This is a genomic window from Sulfuritalea sp. (assembly GCF_031426875.1).
Lineage (GTDB): Bacteria > Pseudomonadota > Gammaproteobacteria > Burkholderiales > Rhodocyclaceae > Sulfuritalea.
The window spans coordinates 110,626-128,710 of record NZ_JASJPC010000021.1; the positions used below are offsets into that span (position 1 = coordinate 110,626).

At 63.8% G+C, this 18,085-nt stretch carries 20 protein-coding genes; 4 read left to right on the forward strand and 16 right to left on the reverse strand.

The annotated features are described in order from the left end of the window. Positions 1 to 85 precede the first annotated feature (85 nt). Positions 86 to 1,135, forward strand: coding sequence for a phosphoribosylformylglycinamidine cyclo-ligase (gene purM, locus RMO95_RS10070; protein WP_310450486.1), 1,050 nt, complete (start codon positions 86 to 88; stop codon positions 1,133 to 1,135). A 124-nt stretch (positions 1,136 to 1,259) separates the two neighbouring features. Here the strand turns inward: purM and miaA are convergent, their stop codons facing one another. Further along, a complete protein-coding gene (miaA, locus tag RMO95_RS10075) occupies positions 1,260 to 2,192 on the reverse strand; it encodes a tRNA (adenosine(37)-N6)-dimethylallyltransferase MiaA (protein WP_310450487.1) in 933 nt (310 codons plus the stop codon). 151 nt (positions 2,193 to 2,343) lie between these two features. Between miaA and RMO95_RS10080 the strand changes: the two genes are divergently transcribed. Continuing rightward, positions 2,344 to 3,534, forward strand: a complete 1,191-nt coding sequence (locus tag RMO95_RS10080) for a CBS domain-containing protein (RefSeq protein WP_310450488.1) — start codon at positions 2,344 to 2,346, stop codon at positions 3,532 to 3,534. Between the two features lie 92 nt (positions 3,535 to 3,626). On the opposite strand, the gene RMO95_RS10085 is transcribed toward RMO95_RS10080, so the two are convergent. The 7 genes from RMO95_RS10085 to RMO95_RS10115 all read right to left on the reverse strand — a co-directional run bounded on the left by RMO95_RS10085 (position 3,627) and on the right by RMO95_RS10115 (position 7,190). Next, positions 3,627 to 4,139 (reverse strand): N-acetyltransferase, encoded by a 513-nt coding sequence (locus tag RMO95_RS10085; RefSeq protein ID WP_310450489.1) that lies wholly within the window; start codon positions 4,137 to 4,139, stop codon positions 3,627 to 3,629. A 129-nt stretch (positions 4,140 to 4,268) separates the two neighbouring features. Beyond that, positions 4,269 to 4,547 (reverse strand): hypothetical protein, encoded by a 279-nt coding sequence (locus tag RMO95_RS10090; RefSeq protein ID WP_310450490.1) that lies wholly within the window; start codon positions 4,545 to 4,547, stop codon positions 4,269 to 4,271. A gap of 198 nt (positions 4,548 to 4,745) precedes the next feature. Then, on the reverse strand, positions 4,746 to 4,952 hold the full coding sequence (locus RMO95_RS10095) for a hypothetical protein (protein WP_310450491.1): 207 nt from the start codon (positions 4,950 to 4,952) through the stop codon (positions 4,746 to 4,748). Further along, positions 4,949 to 5,215, reverse strand: a complete 267-nt coding sequence (locus tag RMO95_RS10100) for a hypothetical protein (RefSeq protein WP_310450492.1) — start codon at positions 5,213 to 5,215, stop codon at positions 4,949 to 4,951. Before RMO95_RS10100 ends, RMO95_RS10095 begins: the two co-directional genes overlap by 4 nt. A 29-nt stretch (positions 5,216 to 5,244) precedes the next feature. Continuing rightward, positions 5,245 to 5,427, reverse strand: coding sequence for a hypothetical protein (locus RMO95_RS10105; protein WP_310450493.1), 183 nt, complete (start codon positions 5,425 to 5,427; stop codon positions 5,245 to 5,247). An 84-nt stretch (positions 5,428 to 5,511) separates the two neighbouring features. Beyond that, positions 5,512 to 6,291 (reverse strand): hypothetical protein, encoded by a 780-nt coding sequence (locus tag RMO95_RS10110; protein WP_310450494.1) that lies wholly within the window; start codon positions 6,289 to 6,291, stop codon positions 5,512 to 5,514. 278 nt (positions 6,292 to 6,569) lie between these two features. Beyond that, positions 6,570 to 7,190, reverse strand: a complete 621-nt coding sequence (locus tag RMO95_RS10115) for an AMP-binding enzyme (RefSeq protein ID WP_310450495.1) — start codon at positions 7,188 to 7,190, stop codon at positions 6,570 to 6,572. A gap of 135 nt (positions 7,191 to 7,325) precedes the next feature. Between RMO95_RS10115 and RMO95_RS10120 the strand changes: the two genes are divergently transcribed. Together RMO95_RS10120 and RMO95_RS10125 are read left to right on the forward strand one after the other, a co-directional pair. Further along, the gene (locus RMO95_RS10120; RefSeq protein ID WP_310450496.1) at positions 7,326 to 7,613 is read left to right on the forward strand and encodes a type II toxin-antitoxin system HigB family toxin; all 288 of its coding nucleotides are present in this window, start codon (positions 7,326 to 7,328) and stop codon (positions 7,611 to 7,613) included. After that, positions 7,613 to 7,840, forward strand: a complete 228-nt coding sequence (locus tag RMO95_RS10125; RefSeq protein ID WP_310450497.1) for a hypothetical protein — start codon at positions 7,613 to 7,615, stop codon at positions 7,838 to 7,840. The genes RMO95_RS10120 and RMO95_RS10125 overlap by 1 nt, the downstream gene beginning before the upstream one ends. Before the next feature lie 202 nt (positions 7,841 to 8,042). Here the strand turns inward: RMO95_RS10125 and RMO95_RS10130 are convergent, their stop codons facing one another. From RMO95_RS10130 to RMO95_RS10165, 8 genes are all read right to left on the reverse strand, one after another. Next, positions 8,043 to 9,710, reverse strand: coding sequence for a long-chain fatty acid--CoA ligase (locus RMO95_RS10130; protein ID WP_310450498.1), 1,668 nt, complete (start codon positions 9,708 to 9,710; stop codon positions 8,043 to 8,045). 169 nt (positions 9,711 to 9,879) lie between these two features. Next, positions 9,880 to 11,115: an acyl-CoA dehydrogenase family protein gene (locus tag RMO95_RS10135; RefSeq protein ID WP_310450499.1), complete on the reverse strand. Its 1,236-nt coding sequence runs from the start codon at positions 11,113 to 11,115 to the stop codon at positions 9,880 to 9,882. A 22-nt stretch (positions 11,116 to 11,137) separates the two neighbouring features. Continuing rightward, a complete protein-coding gene (locus tag RMO95_RS10140; RefSeq protein WP_310450500.1) occupies positions 11,138 to 12,205 on the reverse strand; it encodes a phosphotransferase in 1,068 nt (355 codons plus the stop codon). Between the two features lie 98 nt (positions 12,206 to 12,303). Further along, positions 12,304 to 13,299: an NADP-dependent oxidoreductase gene (locus tag RMO95_RS10145; protein WP_310450501.1), complete on the reverse strand. Its 996-nt coding sequence runs from the start codon at positions 13,297 to 13,299 to the stop codon at positions 12,304 to 12,306. Positions 13,300 to 13,348: 49 nt separating this feature from the next. Further along, entirely contained in the window at positions 13,349 to 13,780 is a 432-nt protein-coding gene (locus RMO95_RS10150; RefSeq protein WP_310450502.1) for a PaaI family thioesterase, read from the reverse strand. A gap of 11 nt (positions 13,781 to 13,791) precedes the next feature. Beyond that, positions 13,792 to 14,565: an SDR family oxidoreductase gene (locus RMO95_RS10155; RefSeq protein WP_310450503.1), complete on the reverse strand. Its 774-nt coding sequence runs from the start codon at positions 14,563 to 14,565 to the stop codon at positions 13,792 to 13,794. A gap of 123 nt (positions 14,566 to 14,688) precedes the next feature. After that, a complete protein-coding gene (locus RMO95_RS10160; protein ID WP_310450504.1) occupies positions 14,689 to 15,867 on the reverse strand; it encodes an acetyl-CoA C-acyltransferase in 1,179 nt (392 codons plus the stop codon). Positions 15,868 to 15,978: 111 nt separating this feature from the next. Beyond that, positions 15,979 to 18,063 (reverse strand): 3-hydroxyacyl-CoA dehydrogenase NAD-binding domain-containing protein, encoded by a 2,085-nt coding sequence (locus tag RMO95_RS10165; RefSeq protein WP_310450505.1) that lies wholly within the window; start codon positions 18,061 to 18,063, stop codon positions 15,979 to 15,981. Positions 18,064 to 18,085: the final 22 nt, after the last annotated feature.

Consider the following 18,085-nt stretch of genomic DNA (forward strand, 5'->3'; position numbering starts at 1 on the left):
ATATTTGGCAGCGCGAATTATCGCCGATCCGGCGGCAAACCGCGTCCCTCCCGCTCATTCCGCCCGCTACTTCAAGGATTTCATCTTGACTGCCTCCACCTCTTCATCATCCCCGCTCACTTACCGCGATGCCGGTGTGGATATCGATGCCGGCGATGCCCTGGTCGAACGCATCAAGCCGGCGGCGAAGCGCACCATGCGGCCGGAAGTGCTGGCCGGCATCGGCGGTTTCGGCGCGCTGTTCGAGATTTCGAAGAAGTACCGCGATCCGGTGCTGGTTTCCGGCACCGACGGCGTCGGCACCAAGCTCAAGCTGGCTTTCCAGTGGAACCGCCACGACACCGTCGGCCAGGACCTGGTGGCGATGAGCGTCAATGACATCCTGGTGCAGGGCGCCGAGCCGCTGTTCTTCCTCGACTACTTCGCCTGCGGCAAACTCGACGTGAATACTGCGGCGACGGTGATCGAAGGCATTGCCCGCGGCTGCGAACTGGCCGGCTGCGCGCTGATCGGCGGGGAGACGGCCGAGATGCCGAGCATGTACCCGGAAGGCGAATACGACCTGGCCGGCTTCGCCGTGGGCGCCGTGGAGAAGTCAGCCATCATCGACGGCAGATCGATCCGGCCGGGCGACGTGGTGCTCGGCCTGGCTTCCTCCGGCGCCCATTCCAACGGCTATTCGCTGATCCGCCGCATCATCGAGCGGGCGCAGCCCGGCGCCGCGCTGAAAATCGGCGGCGTGCCGCTGCAGGACGCGGTGATGGCGCCGACGCGCATCTACGTCAAGCCGCTGCTGGCGCTGATCCAGGCGATGCCGGTGAAAGGCATGGCGCATATCACCGGCGGCGGCCTCACCGAGAACATACCGCGCGTGCTCGGCGGGCATCTGACCGCGATCATCGAACGCGGCCAGTGGCCGCTGCCGCCGCTGTTCCAGTGGCTGCAGCGCGAAGGCCAGGTGGCCGACGCCGAAATGCACCGGGTCTTCAACTGCGGCATCGGCATGGTGGTGATCGTCGCCGAGGCCGATGCCGGATCGGCGATGCAACTGCTGGCAGCCGCCGGCGAGCAGGTCTATCTGCTCGGCCACATCGCCGCGCGCGGCGCCGGACAGGCGCAGACCGTCGTCGTCTAGTCGGCGGCGTAGGGCGGACTTCAGTCCGCCATCGTAATCCGGCCGACTGAAGTCGGCCCTACAGCGCCATCGTAATCTGGCCGACTGAACCCGGCCCTACATAACGCCGTATTGCCAGCGCCAACTATTGCAGGTGGGCGGCGACGGCCGCCAGCACCGCCGCCGCCGGGTCTGCGGCCAGCGGATCGACGGTCTGCAAGTCACCCATGCTCTTGAGCCAGGTCAGCTGCCGTTTGGCGAACTGGCGCGTGGCGAAGACGCCGCGATCGCGTAGTTCGGCGCGCGGCAGATTTCCTTCCAGCATGTCCCAGACCTGGCGATAGCCGACGCAGCGCATCGAGGGCAGGCCGCCGTCGAGCCGGTACTTTGCGCGCAGGCCGAGGACCTCCTCGACCAGGCCGGCATTCAGCATGGCATCGAAGCGCTGCTCGATGCGCCGGTGCAGGACGCTGCGGTCGCCCGGTACCAGCGCCAGCGCCAGCAGGCGGCAGGGCAGGGCCTGCGCTTGCTGTGCGGCGAAGAAACTGCCCAGGGTACGCCCGGTCAGGCGCAACACTTCGAGGGCGCGCTGGATGCGTTGGGCATCGCCCGGTTTCAGGCGCGCCGCGGTGTCCGGGTCGAGCCGCGCCAGCTCGGCATGCAGCGCCGGCCATCCGCGATCGGCGGCTTCGGCGTCGATCGCGGCGCGCAGTTCCGCATTGGCCTGCGGCAGGTCGGCCAGGCCTTCGCGCAAGGCCTTGACGTAGAGCATGGTGCCGCCGACCAGCAGCGGAATGCGCCCGGCCGCCGTGATCGCCGCCATTTCGCGCAGCGCATCGCTGCGGAACGCCGCCGCCGAGTAGCGCTCCTCGGGCGTGATCAGGTCGATCAGGCGGTGCGGAAAACGCGCCAGCGTCGCCGCATCGGGCTTGGCGGTGCCGACGTTCATGTCGCGGAACACCTGCGCCGAATCGACGCTGACGATGTCGCAGGGAAAGCGCGTCGCCAGCTCGAAAGCCAGCGCGGTCTTGCCGCTGGCGGTGGGGCCGGTCAGGAGTATCGCGGGGGGCAGGGACATCGCGGTGAATTCGGGGCTGGGACGCCGTAGTCTAATGAAAGTTGGCGCTGGCGCACCGCCGATTGACTTGAATTTGAGCGCCGGGGATACTGCCCCCCTGCCGGCCGGAGTCGCGGATTCCCGTGCCCGCCTTGAAAGGACCAATCCACCGATGGACACGAACCAGAAACCGATTTCCGAATTGATGATCCGCACGGTATGCGAGGTCAGCACCGATTTCTCCGCGGCCCAGGTGCTGGAGCTGATGCATCGCAAATCGGTCAGCTCGGTGCTGGTGATCGAGGAACGGCTGACCCTGGGCATCGTCACCGAACGCGACGTGGTGCGCAACCTGCACCGCGTCGGCGGGCTGCAGGGCCTGAGTTGCGCCGACCTGATGCAGGCGCCGGTGGTGACCGTGGAGCAGACCGAGAACTGCATGGATGTCTATCACCTGATGAGCAGCCGCCGCATCCGCCATATCGCCGTGACCGACGCCGAGGGCCTGCTGGTCGGCGTGGTCAGCGAAGGCGACATCCTGCGCGATTTCGGCGTCGAGTACTACATGCGCTTCCACGACGTCGGCGGCGCGATGGCCGCCGAGGTCGGCCTGCTGCCGGAAACCGCCAGCGTCGCCGAGGTGGTCGCGCTGATGGACCAGGGCCGCCATAGCTGCGTGTTCGCGGTCGATGCGGCGTGCCGCCCGCTGGGCGTGCTGACCGAGCGCGACATCGTGCGCCTGTGCCATTTGCATGAGAACCCCGAGCGCCTCTCGCTGGCCGAGACCATGAGCAAGCCGGTCAGGACCGTGAAGCAGGCCGACCTGCTGCACGATGCGGTGAAGACCATGGACCAGGCCCACATCCGGCGCCTGGCGGTGGTCGACGCCAACGGCAGCGTGTGCGGCGTGCTGACCCACCATGAGGTCGTCAGCGGCCTCGAAGGGCAGTACGTCAGCTATCTCAAGGACATGCTGCAGCGCCAGGAGGAAGTGCTCGAAAGCCGGCAGGCCGTGGTCGACCAGAAACAGGTGCTGGAAAACATCCTGCGTTCCGCGACCGGCACCGCGGTGGTCGCCACCGACCGGGCCTGCCGCATCGCCTACTGCAACCCGGCGGTCGCCGCGATGCCCAAGCTGCAGGACTTCGCCACGCCGGGCCGCGACCTGCGCGAAGTGCTGACGCGCCTCGGCTGGCCGGGCTGCACCGAGATCCTGCTGCCCGGCGCCCTGCGCGACGGCCGCGTCCACAGCCAGGCGCTGGACTGGACCGTGGGCCAGGACAACTACCATGCCGAGCTGCAGATATCCCTGCTGATCGACGACGCCAACCTGCCCCAGGGCTATCTGCTGCTGCTGCGCTGACGCGCGCTGGTCAAGAGTTGGCGCTGGCGGGACGGCGGCGTGTTTTCCGTTGTAGGGCGGACCGTAGGGCGGACTTCAGTCCGCCATCCACGCTAGCCAGCCGCCTTGAACGCCTCGTGGAACTCGACGCTGCCCTGCGGCATGCGTCCGTCGAACGACATGACAAAGAAGACGTCCTGTGGAACCCCTTCGAGGCCGAGCCCCCGGGTGTTCTCGAATCCGAAACGCCGGTAGTAATCCGGATGCCCCACCAGGCAGCATCCCCGGGCGCCAAGCTTCTTCAGCCGCGACAGGCCCTCCTGTATCAAGGCCCCGCCTATCCCCTGCCGTTGGTATTCGGGCAGGACCGATACGGGTCCCAGTCCGTACCAAGCCGAAGAACCGTCGGACATCGCCACTGGGGAAAACGCTATATGTCCAACGACGCGCCCGTCGATCTCGGCCACGAGCGAAACCGTCAGAGCCTTGGCGGCGCGCAGCGCGGCAATGATGAACTGCTCCGTGTGATTGCTGATCGGCAGCGTGCTGAATGCCGCGATAGTGAGGTCGGCAATGGCGCCGGCATCGGCATCGGTTTCATTGCGGATAGCTGTCCCGGTTCCCATGTGCTTTCTCTATTCGTTGGCAACGCCTGAAATCACGGCAGGAAATCGTGTTCCCCAATGCCCCTGGATACGGTCAACGGTGGAACCTACTTCCTGCCGTAAGTGGCGTCGTGGTCCGTCGCCTCGATCTCAGCCTTTGCCACGAAGCTTCTCCAGCACGGCAGCGGCCTTGCGGTCGGTCGGCGGATTGCTTTGCGCCCAGGCCAGCGCCTCCTGGAGTTGGGCTGCCGACTGAGCTTCGTGCAGCCAGCGTTCGTTGTCGGGAATCACCGTGGCGGTCCTCACCAGCCAGACGCCCGGTTCCTTCTCCTCGACGAGCACCTGCCTCCCGGCGAATTGCTTGCCGAGCGAAATTTCGCCGTTGGCGCCGATGATCTTTACCCTGGGTTGAGCGGCTGTCGCTGCCATGATTGCACCTCTTTTGGTCGCTGCACGACCTCACCATAGCACCAGTATGGAAAAGGCGGATGACGGTGGCGTTGCCGGAACGTTACGGAAGTCAGTGTTGGCGGGGCGGCGAATCCCGGTGCTCGGCGCGTTTCAGGCCGCAACATTGGCGAATCATCGAAAAAACGGATATCACCTCTTCCAAGCTCAAACTCGGCCTCAGGCTGGATGGGCAGTTCCACGACTCGGGGGCGCGGTTTTCGTTTTGTGCTGATCTTCCGCCATGGTCAAACCCAAAGCCTGGCAGCGGGCCTCTGCTGCCTTTGAGTAAGCGAGCAGGTCGTCGTGATACTGATCCGCAAGCTGTTCGCGCGCCGCATGAATTTCCGCGACGATCGGATCGTGCCAAGGTGTGGTGGCGTTCATTCGAAGGTCTCCATCAATTCAAAGGGTGTAACGAGTTCTGGCAGCGTGTAACCTTTGGCAGCGCACAAACCGCGCATTACCGGCAGCTTCGCCGGATTGGCGATATGGGTGCAATTCCAGGTCAGCAGGACATCGATTTCATGATACGCCGCGCTCGCGATATGCAACGCGTCGAGCCTTGCCTTTGGCGGTAGACCACCGCCGAGCAAGAGAAATTTCGCCAGATCAAGAATTTCAGGGGCATTGGGCAACACGGGAATCATCCGCAATGCCTCTATGCGCTCCGAGGCGGCTATCGGGTCCCGGCACTCGCTTCCTCAACAACATAAGGCGAAATAAATGCCAAGACCGACTCACGCCCCGAAGCCCACCATAGCCGAGTGATCTGCTGGCATGCCGACTTGATCGAATCATCGCTCGGGCGAGCGGTCAGGTAGCTAATGACAGATGTTTCGATGTAGACCTTGCGTTTCATGATTTCACTCCGGTTCGGAAAAGCGTGGTCTGCCGCCTATTGTTAATGCTCAGAAGATCAAATGTCTCCGACCCCTATGGCAGTCTATGGATTGAGATGTGCATCGATGTTGGAGACCAAGGTACGGAGCCTATGTGCCGCGGCGGGACTGACGACTGATTGAACAGTTTCTATTTGGCTCGCAATTTCCTTCCAAACGACATCAATACATTTCACGGGAACAATAGCGCCCTTGTGCAGTTTGAACGAGATGATTCCAGTTGCTTCAAGTCCGTTCAACACGCCTATCGCATACTGATACGACAATAGGTCCAGCTTTTCGAACACATCAGACTCGATGATGCGGTTCTTCCGAGACGATTGAACAAATAGGTACAGCACAGCCATGGCAGTAAACTGCAATTTTCCGAACATCCACAAGAACTGAGGCCGCTCAATCTTCAGCGGAGCAAGTATTTCGCCGCTCTTATCTTCCTGAGGTTGTTCTGGTGCAGGTGCCGATCTAACTGTGTCGAAATCGGCCGACATGTTGTCAAGCGTAGCGCGGAGCGATTGAAAATGCTGTGGTGCTTCTCGCGCAAAGGTACGCATTTCACTAGCCGCGGAAGTGATGTCGTTCGCCGCGTTGTTGAGGCTAGCGTTCGTTTCAATCAGCTTGGTAAGTTGCAGGTCCTGTTTTTGCGCGGAGACAACGGTATAGAAAATTGCTAGGACAGCAAGTACCAACGACGAAATCGTGAGTGCAAACGACAGTTTGTCGACTAGGGCGGGAACGTCGAAATACGCCAGCGCAAACAATAAGATGATCGCCGAAATCAGGTACGAAATGAGGTAGCGATAATGGAGTTCTTTCGTCGAATTCATAGCGATCACCTGATTGCCTAACGCGAAATGCTGGATCTAAATGACGGAACGCTTTCGGTTACGACGCAAAACATACCGTCTCTTGGGTTGGATATACAGCGGCACATTCATGTAATTGTCCAAAGTATCGATCAAGGAGCGTCAGCAGCCAGCGCTACTTGAAATGGATTAAACGATTTATCCGGCATTTTGGCAAGCGCGTGCCGCTGGCGCCCTGAAAGTTGGCGCTGGCGGTACGGCGGTTTGCGGAATGCGACGGCCGCCGCCGCCGCGGGACCTCAGGCTCCGGCGGCTTCCTTCTCCTGCAGCGCGCGCCACATCACCTTGCCGGTGGCGGACTTGGGCAGGGAGTCGACGAACTCGACGATGCGCGGCGATTTGTAGGCGGCCATGTTGGCGTGGGCCCAGGCGACGATTTCCTGCTCGCTGACCTTGCCGCGCTGGGCTTCCTTGAGCACCACGATGGCCTTCACCGTCTCGCCGCGATGCGGGTCTTTCGCCCCGATCACGCAGGCTTCCTGGATCGCCGGGTGCTGGTACATCAGGGCCTCGACCTCGGCCGGCCAGACCTTGAAGCCGGAGGCGTTGATCATGCGCTTGAGGCGATCGACCATGAAGAAGTAGCCGTCCTCGTCGACGCGGCCGAGGTCGCCGGTACGGAACCAGCTCTTGCCGTCGAGCTCGACGAAGGCATTGCGCGTCGCCTCGGGGTTGTTCCAGTAGCCCTTGAACACTTGGGGCCCGCGCGTGAGGATTTCGCCGACTTCGTTGGCCGGCAGTTCCTTGAAGGTATTCGGATCGACCACCATGGATTCGACGTCGAAGATCGGGATGCCGAGACACTGCTTCCTGGCGCGGTCGGGCGGGTTGATGTAAAAACGGGAACACGAATGTTTCATAGTAGTAGAACCGACGGGAAGTCGCGCGGTATTTGTCGTTCGTCAAGATAAGTCAGGAACTGACCATGGCTTTATGCCGACCTTGGCCAGCGGTCGGTATCGGCTGGCAATACCAGGTTTCGCATACAATGCGACATGCGCGTCATATCCAAGAGGCCCTTGCGGGAGTTCTGGACTCTTCATCCGGAATCCAGACCCCTGCTCGAGGACTGGTTTCGGAAGGCGTCGCGGGTAGAAGCGTCCTCATTCCCGACGCTGCGCCAGACCTTCGGCTCGGCGGATTACGTCGACGGATACACGATCTTCGACGTTGGCGGGAACCGCTACCGCATTGCCGCAGTCATTCACTACGACAAGCGGCGGCTCTACGTCAGGCAGGTGATGACGCACGCCGAGTACGACCGCAACACATGGAGGAAATGATGAACGCCGTAATCGATTTGCATCGCGTTGTTCCTGCCTGGCAGGCGCTTCAGTCTACCTTGCCTCTGGCGCACATCGAGACCGAGGCGGACTATGCCCTGACGACGGCTTTGCTCAATACCCTACTCGATACTGTGCGCGATGACCGCGAGCACCCGCTGTATTCGCTGGTGTCGGTCGTTGGGGACTTGATCGAGGCTTACGAGATCGACCACGAGCCTCAGTAGCAAATGACAGGATGGGATATTCAGGAGCAGACCTCCGAATATTCCATGGTAACAGTGCCGACAACAGCTCGCGCGGCATTCGTCGGTCGCCAGGAGTTGGCGCTGACAGCACGGCATCGAGCCCGTCCGGCGCACTTCGGTGCGCGGCGAAATCCGGATTCCAGTCCCTCGTTCCGCATTGCTACCGCCCCGCCGCGCGCGTTCAGGCTCCGGCGGCTTCCTTCTCCTGCAGCGCGCGCCACATCACCTTGCCGGTGGCGGACTTGGGCAGGGAGTCGACGAACTCGACGATGCGCGGCGATTTGTAGGCGGCCATGTTGGCGTGGGCCCAGGCGACGATTTCCTGCTCGCTGACCTTGCCGCGCTGGGCTTCCTTGAGCACCACGATGGCCTTCACCGTCTCGCCGCGATGCGGGTCTTTCGCCCCGATCACGCAGGCTTCCTGGATCGCCGGGTGCTGGTACATCAGGGCCTCGACCTCGGCCGGCCAGACCTTGAAGCCGGAGGCGTTGATCATGCGCTTGAGGCGATCGACCATGAAGAAGTAGCCGTCCTCGTCGACGCGGCCGAGGTCGCCGGTACGGAACCAGCTCTTGCCGTCGAGCTCGACGAAGGCATTGCGCGTCGCCTCGGGGTTGTTCCAGTAGCCCTTGAACATCTGCGGCCCGCGCGTGAGGATTTCGCCGACTTCGTTGGTCGGCAGTTCCGTGAAGGTATTCGGGTCGGCCACCATCGATTCGACGTCGAAGATCGGGATGCCAAGGCACTGCTTCTTGGCGCGGTCGGGCGGGTTGATGTGCGATGGCGCGATGGTTTCCGAGAGGCCGTAGCCTTCGACGTAGGTGATGCCCATGTCGAGCAGCTTCTGTGCGATGGCCTCCGGCATCGCGGCGCCGCCGCCGCTCATGCGGCTGATCGAACTGAGATCGTAGTCGCCGAGCTTGGGGTTCATCAGGAAGTCGATCACCATGGTCGGGATCGCGGTCAACGAAGTCACCCCGTAGCGGGCGATGCACTGCGCTGCGGCGTCGCGGTCCCAGCGCGGCAGCAGCACCACGGTGGAGCCGGCCTGCAGCGGGCCGCTCATGCTGCCTTGCATGCCGGTGACGTGGAAGAAGGGCAGCACCGCGAGATACACGGCGTCCTGCTGGATGCCGAACCACTGGTAGCCGGCCATCATGGTGTGCATCACCGTGCGGTGCGTGTGCATGCAGCCCTTGGGATGGCCGGTGGTGCCCGAGGTGTAGGGCATCACGCAGAGGTCGTCGGGACCGACCGTGATCGGGCCGGGTTGAAGTTCTTGCGTCAGCGCGTCTGACCACAGCGTGACGCCAGACTCGGTGAGGGCCTGCCGCGGTGCCTTGACGAAGTCGGGCACCTTGAGGTCGGTCTCGGCTTTCAGATAGTCGGCGTAGGCCGCGACGAGGATTTGTTGCAGGCCCTGGCCTTCACCCGCGCCGAGCAGCGGCTGCATCTGCGGGTAGATGTCCTGCGCCACAATGGCCACGGTCGCGCCGCTGTCACTGACGTAATGGCGCAACTCGGTCGTCATGTTCATCGGATTGACCGGCACCACCACGGCGTTGGCGCGCAGGATGCCGTAGTAGGCCAGCACGAACTGCGGGCTGTTCTGCATATAGAGCAGCACGCGGTCGCCCTTCTTCACGCCCTGCTTTTCCAGCCAGCCGGCGATGCGCTCCGCTTCATCCTTGAACTCGGCGAAAGTGATCTGGGTGTCGTAGAACACCAGGTAGGGCTTGTTCGGGAAGCGGCGCGCCGAGACTTCGACGTTGTAGAACAGGTCGGTCTCGGGCACGCTCATGTGCCGTGGCAGGCCCTTGGGCCAGTGCGCGAAGTGACGGTCTGACATGGGTTTCCTTTCTCTTGTTTGAGTTACGCTCCCTCTCCTTCAAGGGGAGGGCTGGGGTGGGGATGGGGCAAGCTTGCGGCGACACCTCGGTATAATGCCGTTTTCATTTCCCCATCCCCCTCCCGGCCTCCCCCTTGAAGGGGGAGGAGGAGCCCCCCAAAGGGTTTGCCTACTTGGCGAGATAGCGGCCGAGTTCCTGCTTGGCGATGGCGTTGCGATGCACCTCGTCGGGGCCGTCGGCGAAGCGCAGGGTGCGCGCCTGGGCGTAGGCCGCAGCGAGCGGGAAGTCGTCGGAGACGCCGGCGCCGCCATGCGCTTGCATGGCCCAGTCGATCACCTGCAGCGCCATGTTGGGCGCGGCGACCTTGATCATGGCGATTTCCTGCTTCGCCACCTTGTTGCCGGCGGTGTCCATCTTCCACGCCGCGTTGAGCGTCAGGAAGCGCGCCTGGTCGATCATGATGCGCGCCTCGGCGATGCGCTCGCGCGTCACGCCCTGGTCGGCGATCGGCTTGTGAAAGGCGACGCGCTTCAGCGCGCGCTTGCACATCAGCTCCAGCGCGCGTTCGGCCAGGCCGATCAGGCGCATGCAGTGGTGGATGCGGCCCGGGCCGAGGCGCCCCTGGGCGATCTCGAAGCCGCGCCCTTCGCCGAGCAGGATGTTGGAAACGGGAACCCGCACGTCCTTGAAATCGACTTCGCCGTGGCCGTGCGGCGCGTGGTCGTAGCCGAACACGCTGAGCGCGCGCACGCGGGTCACGCCCGGGGTGTCCATCGGCACCAGCACCATCGACTGCTGGTTATGCCGGCTGGGATTGTCGGGGTCGGTCTTGCCCATGAAGATGAGGATCTTGCAGCGCGGGTCGGGCGCGCCCGAGGTCCACCACTTGCGGCCGTTGATCACGTAGTGGTCGCCGTCCTCGCCTTTTACTCGCTGGATGCGCGCTTCGATGTTGGTGGCATCGGACGAGGCCACGGCCGGCTCGGTCATGGCGAAGGCCGAGCGGATCTTGCCTTCCAGCAGCGGCATCAGCCACTCGTTGCGCTGCGCGTCGTTGCCGTAGCGCTCGATGGTTTCCATGTTGCCGGTGTCGGGCGCGGAGCAGTTGAAGGCTTCCGGCGCGATGTGCGAGCGGCCCATGATTTCGCACAGCGGCGCGTATTCGAGGTTGGTCAGCCCGGCACCGCGTTCCGACTGCGGCAGGAACAGATTCCACAGGCCGGCGGCGCGCGCCTTGTCCTTCAACTCCTCCATGATCTTGGTCGGCACCCAGGGATTGCCCCTGGCGCGGTTGGCCTCGACCTCGGCGTGGAAGGCATCCTCGTTCGGGTAGATGTGCTGGTCCATGAAGGCATTGAGGCGCTTCTGCAGGTCCTTGACCTTGGGGGAGTAGTCGAAATCCATGGTGTGTCCTTGGTGATGGTGTTTAGTTGGCGGCAATCAGGCGCTCGACCTGGCGCCAGGCTTCTTCGGCCAAGGGGCGCGCGCGCTTGCCGGTTTCGATGGCTTCGGTGCTCGACGCATTGCCCTGCAGGGCGCGCGCCAGGATGCCTTGCAGGATGCCGGCCAGGCGAAACATGTTGAAGGCCATGTAGAACTCCCAGTCGCGCGGCGGGATCGGCGCGCGGCCGGTGCGCCGGCAGTAGGCGGCGACGTAATCGGCCTCGGAGGGGATGCCCAGCGCGGCGAGGTCGTAACCGGCGAGGCCGCGGAACTGGCCCGGCGAGAGGCGCCAGCTCATGCAGTGGTAGGCGAAGTCGGCCAGCGGATGGCCGAGCGTCGACAACTCCCAGTCGAGCACGGCGAGGATGCGCGGCTCGGTCGGATGGAATACCGTGTTGTCGAGGCGGAAGTCGCCATGCACGATGCTGGTTTCCTCGCCGAGCGGAATGTTCAGCGGCAGCCAGTCGATCAGCTTGTCCATGGCCTCGATCTTCTCTGTTTCCGAGGCGCGGTACTGCTTGCTCCAGCGCGCCACCTGGCGCTCCAGGTACTTGTCGGGCTTGCCGTAATCGGTGAGGCCGACGGCGTCCTGATCGACCTGATGCAGGGCGGCGATGACGCGGTTCATTTCGTCGAAGATCGCGCCGCGCTCGGCGGGGCTCATGCCGGGCAGCGAAGGGTCCCACATGATGCGGCCGTCGACGCAGTCCATGATGTAGAAGATGGTGCCGATCACGGAGTCGTCCTCGCACAGCGCCCAGGTGCGCGCCACGGGCACGTCGGTCACGGCCAGGGCCGAGATCACGCGGTATTCGCGGTCCACCGCATGGGCGCTGGGCAAGAGCTTGCCGGGCGGCTTGCGGCGCAGCACGTACTTGCGCTTCGCGTCGCGCAGCAGGAAAGTCGGGTTGGACTGGCCGCCCTTGAACTTCTCGACCTGCAGCTCGCCGGAGAAACCTTCGACGTGATCCTGCATCCAGGCCGCGAGGCGGCCGGTGTCGAAGGCGTCCTGTTCGGTGATGGGACGCGTGCCGGTGAATTTGTCGCTCATGGTTCGATTGAATGCTTCAAGAATTCAAAAATATCCGTAGGAGCGAGCTTGCTCGCGATAAGCGCTTATCGCGAGCAAGCTCGCTCCTACGGTGGGTCTCATGTCAGCTTCACCAACTGCTTGCCGAAGTTGCCGCCCTTCAACAGGCTGATGAAAGCGGCCGGCGCATTGGCCAGGCCGTGGGCCACGCTCTCGCGATACTTGATGCGGCCCGCGGCGACGTGGCCGGCGATTTCCTTCAGCGCCGGCGGCCAGCGCGTGAGGTCGTCGGAGACGATGAAGCCCTGCATCTTGATGCGGTTGATCAGCACCGAACCGAGGTTCTGCATCGGGTAGGGCGCCGAGTTGTACTGTGCGATCAGGCCGCAGACGGCGATGCGCGAGAAGGGATTCATGCGCGTCAGCAGGGTGTCGAAAATCTCGCCGCCGACGTTCTCGAACACGCAGTCGATGCCCTTGGGCGTAGCTTCCTTGAGGTCGCCGCGCAGATTGCCGGCCTTGTAGTCGATGCAGGCATCGAAGCCGAGTTCGTCGACCACGTAGCGGCATTTCTCGGCGCCGCCGGCGATGCCGACCGCGCGCGCGCCGTGGATCTTCGCCAGTTGGCCGACCACGCTGCCCACCGCGCCCGATGCCGCCGTGACCACCACGGTTTCGCCGGGCTTCGGCGCGCAGATGTCGAGCAGGCCGACCCAGGCCGTGACGCCGGGCATGCCGACCGGGCCGAGCCAGGCCGAGAGCGGAATCGCACTGTCATCGACCTTCTGCAGCGCGCCGCCGTCGGCCACGCCGTAGAGCTGCCAGCCCAGCGGGCCGACCACCTTGTCGCCGGCGGCGAACTTCGGATGATTCGACTTGAGCACTTCGCCGGCCGTGCCGCCGACCATGACTTCGCCGATCTGTACCGGCGTGGCATAGGACTTGGCGTCGGACATGCGGCCGCGCATGTAGGGGTCGAGCGAAAGCCAGTGATTCTTTACCAGCACCTGGTTGGCGCCGGGCTCGGGAATCTCGGATTCTTCGAGGCGGAAATTGCTTTCCTCGACCCAGGCGGCGGGGCGGTTGGCGAGGACGATCTTCTGGTTCTTTTCCATGGTGGGGAGCTTCCTTTTATTGGTTTGCTTGCAACAGTTGGCGCTGGCGCTACGGCGAATCTTGCGCCTGTTCCGGCTTGCTGCGGGCCTCGCGGCGCAGCTTGAAGGTGCCCAGCGACTTGGCCACCAGTTCGCCGGATTCGTCGAAGGCCTCGCCCTCGCAGAAGTGCAAGGATTTGCCGCCGCGCAGCAGCCGGCCCTCGGCGACGATGCGGCCCTTGGCCGAGCGGATGAAGGAGAGCGACATGTCTACCGTCATGACGCCGCCGACATGCTCGTGCGTGGTGCGCGCGGCGACCGCCATGGCGACGTCGAGCATGGTCATGATGACGCCGCCGTGGGATACCTCGAAGCTGTTCATCAATTCCGGACGCAGCTCCAGCGAGATGCGCGAACGCCCGCCTTCCGCCATTTCGGCCTTGACGCCGAGATGCGCGAGAAAGGGCACCTTGAGGCCGAAGAAGTCGGCCGCGCCGCTCATCGCCGTTGCGCCTAGAACGACAGGCTGCCGCCGTCGACCGGCAACGCATGGCCGGTGATGTGGCGGCCGGCTTCGGAGGCCAGCAGCACCACGGTGCCTTTCAAGTCCTCGTCGCCGCCGACGCGGCCCAGCGCGGTGCCGGCGATGATGCGGTCGCCGAGCTTTTCCATGATGCCGCTGGCCATCTTCGAGGGGAAGAAGCCGGGGCAGATGGCGTTGACGTTGATGTTGTACCTGCCCCATTCGGCGGCCAGGGCGCGCACGAAATTCACGTCGGCGCCTTTGCTGGTGTTGTAGGCGATGGTCTGCATGTCGGGCGGGTTGCCGCGCAGGCCGGCGATCGAGGCCGTGACGATGACCTTGCCCGAACGCTGCGGAATGAAGGCGTGCTTGCCGACTTCACGGGTCAGGAAGAACATGCCATTGACGTTGAGGTTGATCACCTTCAGCCAGGCTTCGTTCGGGTGGTCCTCGGCCGGTGCGCCCCAGGTGGCGCCCGCGTTGTTCACCAGGATGTCGATCTTGCCGTAGTGCTCGAGCACCGTGCTGACGAGGCCGGGGATCTGGTCGAACTTCGACAAGTCGTTGGTCACGGTGAGCACCTCGATGCCGAGCTTTTCCAGGTGGGTCTTGGCCTCCGCCAGTTCGTCGGCCTTGCGCGCCGTGATGGCGAGCTTCGCGCCCATCTCGCCGAGTGCTTCGGCCATTTGCAGGCCCAGCCCGCGCGAACCGCCGGTGATGATCGCGACCTTGCCGGTCAGATCGAATAGTTGTTTGACGCTCATGAAATTCCTTTCAAATGATGCTTTTGTAGGAGCGAGCTTGCTCGCGAAGGTTTTGACTTCTGCACCCAATTCGCGAGCAAGCTCGCTCCTACAAGAGTTGGACCGATCCGATTTGCATACCGATTACACCACCTCGAACAAACCGGCGGCGCCTTGTCCGCCGCCGATGCACATGGTGACGACGACGAGTTTCGCGCCGCGCCGCTTGCCTTCGATCAGCGCATGGCCGGTCAGGCGCGCGCCGGAAACGCCGTAGGGGTGGCCGACGGCGATCGCGCCGCCATTGACGTTGAGCCGGTCCATGGGGATGCCCAGCGTGTCGGCGCAGTAGAGCACCTGCACGGCGAAGGCTTCGTTGAGTTCCCAGAGGTCGATGTCCTTGACCGTGAGGCCGGCCTTCTTCAGCAGCTTCGGGATCGCGAACACGGGTCCGATGCCCATCTCGTCGGGTTCGCAGCCGGCCACGGCGAAGCCGCGGAAAATACCCAGCGGGGTCAGGCCGCGCTGTTCCGCCAGCTTGGCATTCATCACCACGGCGGCCGAGGAACCGTCGGAGAACTGGCTGGCATTGCCGGCGGTGATGACGCCGCCGGGCAGCGCCGAGCGGATTTTCGAGACGCCTTCCAGCGTCGTGTCGGGACGGATGCCTTCGTCGGCGGCGATGGTCACTTCGCGGGTTCCCAGCGCGCCCGTGGCCTTGTCGGCGACGCCCATGATCACCGTCATCGGTACGATCTCGTCGCTGAACTTGCCGGCGAGTTGGCCGGCGGCGGCGCGCAACTGGCTGTTCACGCCGTATTCGTCCTGGCGCTCCTTGCCGATCTTGTAACGCTTGGCCACCTGCTCCGCCGTTTGCAGCATGCTCCAGTACACCTCCGGCTTGATCTTCAGCAGCGCGGGGTCGGCGATCATGTGGCGGTTGGCCTCCTGCTGCACGCAGGAAATGCTCTCGACGCCGCCGGCGACCAGGATGTCGCACTCGCCGGCGATGATGCGCTGGGCCGCCATGGCGATGGTCTGCAGGCCCGAGGAGCAGAAGCGGTTGATGGTGGCGCCGGGCACCGTCACCGGCAGGCCGGCGACCAGCGCGATCTGGCGTGCGATGTTGCTGCCGGTGGCGCCTTCGGGCGTGGCGCAACCCATCAGCACGTCCTCGACCTCGGCCGGGTCGAGCTTGGCGCGGGCCACGGCGTGCTTCACGGCATGCGCGCCGAGCGTGGCGCCATGGGTCATGTTGAAGGCGCCCTTCCAGGACTTGGCCAGTCCGGTGCGGGCGGTGGATACGATAACGGCATCAGTCATTTCTAAACTCCTTTTTTTGCCACAGAGGACACAGAGGTCACAGAGAAAATCGAATTCATTCGGTTTGTGCCCTTCTCTGTGTTCTCTGTGTCCTCTGTGGCTAATTGTTTTTCAGGTTAAGGACTTTCCTTCGGCGACGCGCTTGGCGATCAGCGGCGCCGGTTCCCAGAAGGCGTCGCCGGAACTGGCGGCGAACTCCTGCATGCTGCGCGCGACGTTGTACAGGCCTACTTCATCGGCATAGAGCATGGGGCCGCCGCGATGCAGCGGGAAGCCGTAGCCGGTCAGGTAGATCATATCGATGTCGGAGGCGCGGGCGGCGATGCCTTCTTCGACGATGCGCGCGCCTTCATTGACCAGCGCGTAGATGCAGCGCTGGACGATTTCGGCGTCCGAGATCTTGCGCGGCGTGATGCCCAGTTCCTTGCGGTAGGCCTCCAGCATCTGGTCGACTTCCGGATCGGGAATCGCCTTGCGGTTGCCCGGCGCGTAGAGGTACCAGCCCTTGCCGGTCTTCTGTCCGTAGCGGCCCTGTTCGCAAAGGCGGTCGGCGAATTTGGCGTAGCGGATATGCGGCTTCTCGACATAGCGGCGCTTGCGGATCGCCCAGCCGATGTCGTTGCCGGCCAGATCGCCCATGCGGAAGGGGCCCATGGCCATGCCCCATTTTTCCAACGCCTTGTCCACCTGCGCCGGAGTCGCGCCTTCTTCCAGCAGGAAGCCGGCGACGCGGCCGTAGTGCTCGATCATGCGGTTGCCGATGAAGCCGTCGCAGACGCCCGAGACGACGGCCGTCTTCTTGATCTTCTTGGCCACCTGCATCACGGTGGCCATGACGTCCTTGGCCGTTGCCGCGCCGCGCACCACTTCCAGCAGCTTCATGACATTGGCCGGACTGAAGAAGTGCATGCCGACGACATCCTGCGGGCGCTTGGTGAAATTGGCGATCTTGTTCACGTCGAGCGTCGAGGTATTGGAGGCGAGGATCGCGCCGGGCTTGGCGATCTCGTCGAGCTTCTTGAACACGGTTTCCTTGACGCCGATCTCCTCGAACACCGCCTCGATGATCATGTCGGCGTCCTTGAAGTCGTCGTAGGACAGGGTGCCGTTCAGCAGGCCCATGCGCTGGTCCAGTTTTTCCTGGGTCAGCTTGCCCTTCTTCATGCTGTTCTCGTAGTTCTTGCGGATCGTGGCGATGCCGCGGTCCAAGGCTTCCTGCTTCATTTCGAGCATGGTGACGGGGATGCCGGCATTGAGGAAGTTCATGGTGATGCCGCCGCCCATGGTGCCGGCGCCGATCACGCCCACCTTGGCGATCTTGCGCGTCGGCGTGTCGTCGGGCACGTCGGGAATCTTCGAGGCGGCGCGTTCGCCGATGAAGGCATGACGCAGGGCGCGCGATTCCGGCGTGCCCATGAGTTCGATGAAGAAGCTGCGCTCAGTCTTCATGCCTTCGTCGAAGGGCTTGGTCACGGCGGCTTGCACCGCGTCGATGCACTTGAAGGGCGCGGGGAAGGGGCCGGCGACGCCCTTGACCATGTTGCGCGAGAACTGGAAGTAGGCCTCGTGGTTCGGCTGGTCGATCCTGATGTCGCGGATGCGCTTGAGCGGGCGCTTCTCGGCGACGACCTTGGCGGCGAAGGCCAGTGCGCCCTGGAGCAGGTCACCTTCGATGAATTCGTCGAACAGCGGCGTGCCCTTGAATTTCTCGGAGGGCACCGGGTTGCCGGAGAGGATCAGGTTCAGCGCGGCCTCGACGCCGATGATGCGCGGCATGCGCTGCGTGCCGCCGGCGCCGGGCAGCAGGCCCAGCTTGATTTCGGGCAGCGCGATCGATGCGCCGGCCACGGCGACGCGGAAGTGGCAGCCCAGCGTGAGTTCCAGTCCGCCGCCCATGCAGACGCCGCCGATCGCGGCGACCACCGGCTTGGGGCAGGCCTCGACGATGCGGATCACGGTCAGCAGGTTGGGTTCGGCATAGGACTTCGGCGAGCCGAATTCGCGGATGTCGGCGCCGCCCGAAAAGGCGCGGTCGGAACCGATCAGGACCACCGCCTTGACCGCGGGGTCGGCCGTCGCGCGGTCGATGCCGGCGACGATGCCGCAACGCAGGTCATAGCCCAGGCCATTGACCGGCGGGTTGTCGAGTTTGATGACGGCGGTGCCGCCGTGCAATTCATAGTTGGCGCTGCTCATGCTTGCTCCTTGCTTAATTGAT

Coding starts and splice junctions, on each gene's coding strand:
- miaA (WP_310450487.1), bottom strand. CDS start 2,192: ATGTCCCTGCCCCCCGCGATACTCCTGACCGGCCCCACCGCCAGCGGC.
- RMO95_RS10080 (WP_310450488.1), top strand. CDS start 2,344: ATGGACACGAACCAGAAACCGATTTCCGAATTGATGATCCGCACGGTA.
- RMO95_RS10085 (WP_310450489.1), bottom strand. CDS start 4,139: ATGGGAACCGGGACAGCTATCCGCAATGAAACCGATGCCGATGCCGGC.
- RMO95_RS10090 (WP_310450490.1), bottom strand. CDS start 4,547: ATGGCAGCGACAGCCGCTCAACCCAGGGTAAAGATCATCGGCGCCAAC.
- RMO95_RS10095 (WP_310450491.1), bottom strand. CDS start 4,952: ATGAACGCCACCACACCTTGGCACGATCCGATCGTCGCGGAAATTCAT.
- RMO95_RS10100 (WP_310450492.1), bottom strand. CDS start 5,215: ATGATTCCCGTGTTGCCCAATGCCCCTGAAATTCTTGATCTGGCGAAA.
- RMO95_RS10105 (WP_310450493.1), bottom strand. CDS start 5,427: ATGAAACGCAAGGTCTACATCGAAACATCTGTCATTAGCTACCTGACC.
- RMO95_RS10110 (WP_310450494.1), bottom strand. CDS start 6,291: ATGAATTCGACGAAAGAACTCCATTATCGCTACCTCATTTCGTACCTG.
- RMO95_RS10115 (WP_310450495.1), bottom strand. CDS start 7,190: ATGAAACATTCGTGTTCCCGTTTTTACATCAACCCGCCCGACCGCGCC.
- RMO95_RS10120 (WP_310450496.1), top strand. CDS start 7,326: ATGCGCGTCATATCCAAGAGGCCCTTGCGGGAGTTCTGGACTCTTCAT.
- RMO95_RS10125 (WP_310450497.1), top strand. CDS start 7,613: ATGAACGCCGTAATCGATTTGCATCGCGTTGTTCCTGCCTGGCAGGCG.
- RMO95_RS10130 (WP_310450498.1), bottom strand. CDS start 9,710: ATGTCAGACCGTCACTTCGCGCACTGGCCCAAGGGCCTGCCACGGCAC.
- RMO95_RS10135 (WP_310450499.1), bottom strand. CDS start 11,115: ATGGATTTCGACTACTCCCCCAAGGTCAAGGACCTGCAGAAGCGCCTC.
- RMO95_RS10140 (WP_310450500.1), bottom strand. CDS start 12,205: ATGAGCGACAAATTCACCGGCACGCGTCCCATCACCGAACAGGACGCC.
- RMO95_RS10145 (WP_310450501.1), bottom strand. CDS start 13,299: ATGGAAAAGAACCAGAAGATCGTCCTCGCCAACCGCCCCGCCGCCTGG.
- RMO95_RS10150 (WP_310450502.1), bottom strand. CDS start 13,780: ATGAGCGGCGCGGCCGACTTCTTCGGCCTCAAGGTGCCCTTTCTCGCG.
- RMO95_RS10155 (WP_310450503.1), bottom strand. CDS start 14,565: ATGAGCGTCAAACAACTATTCGATCTGACCGGCAAGGTCGCGATCATC.
- RMO95_RS10160 (WP_310450504.1), bottom strand. CDS start 15,867: ATGACTGATGCCGTTATCGTATCCACCGCCCGCACCGGACTGGCCAAG.
- RMO95_RS10165 (WP_310450505.1), bottom strand. CDS start 18,063: ATGAGCAGCGCCAACTATGAATTGCACGGCGGCACCGCCGTCATCAAA.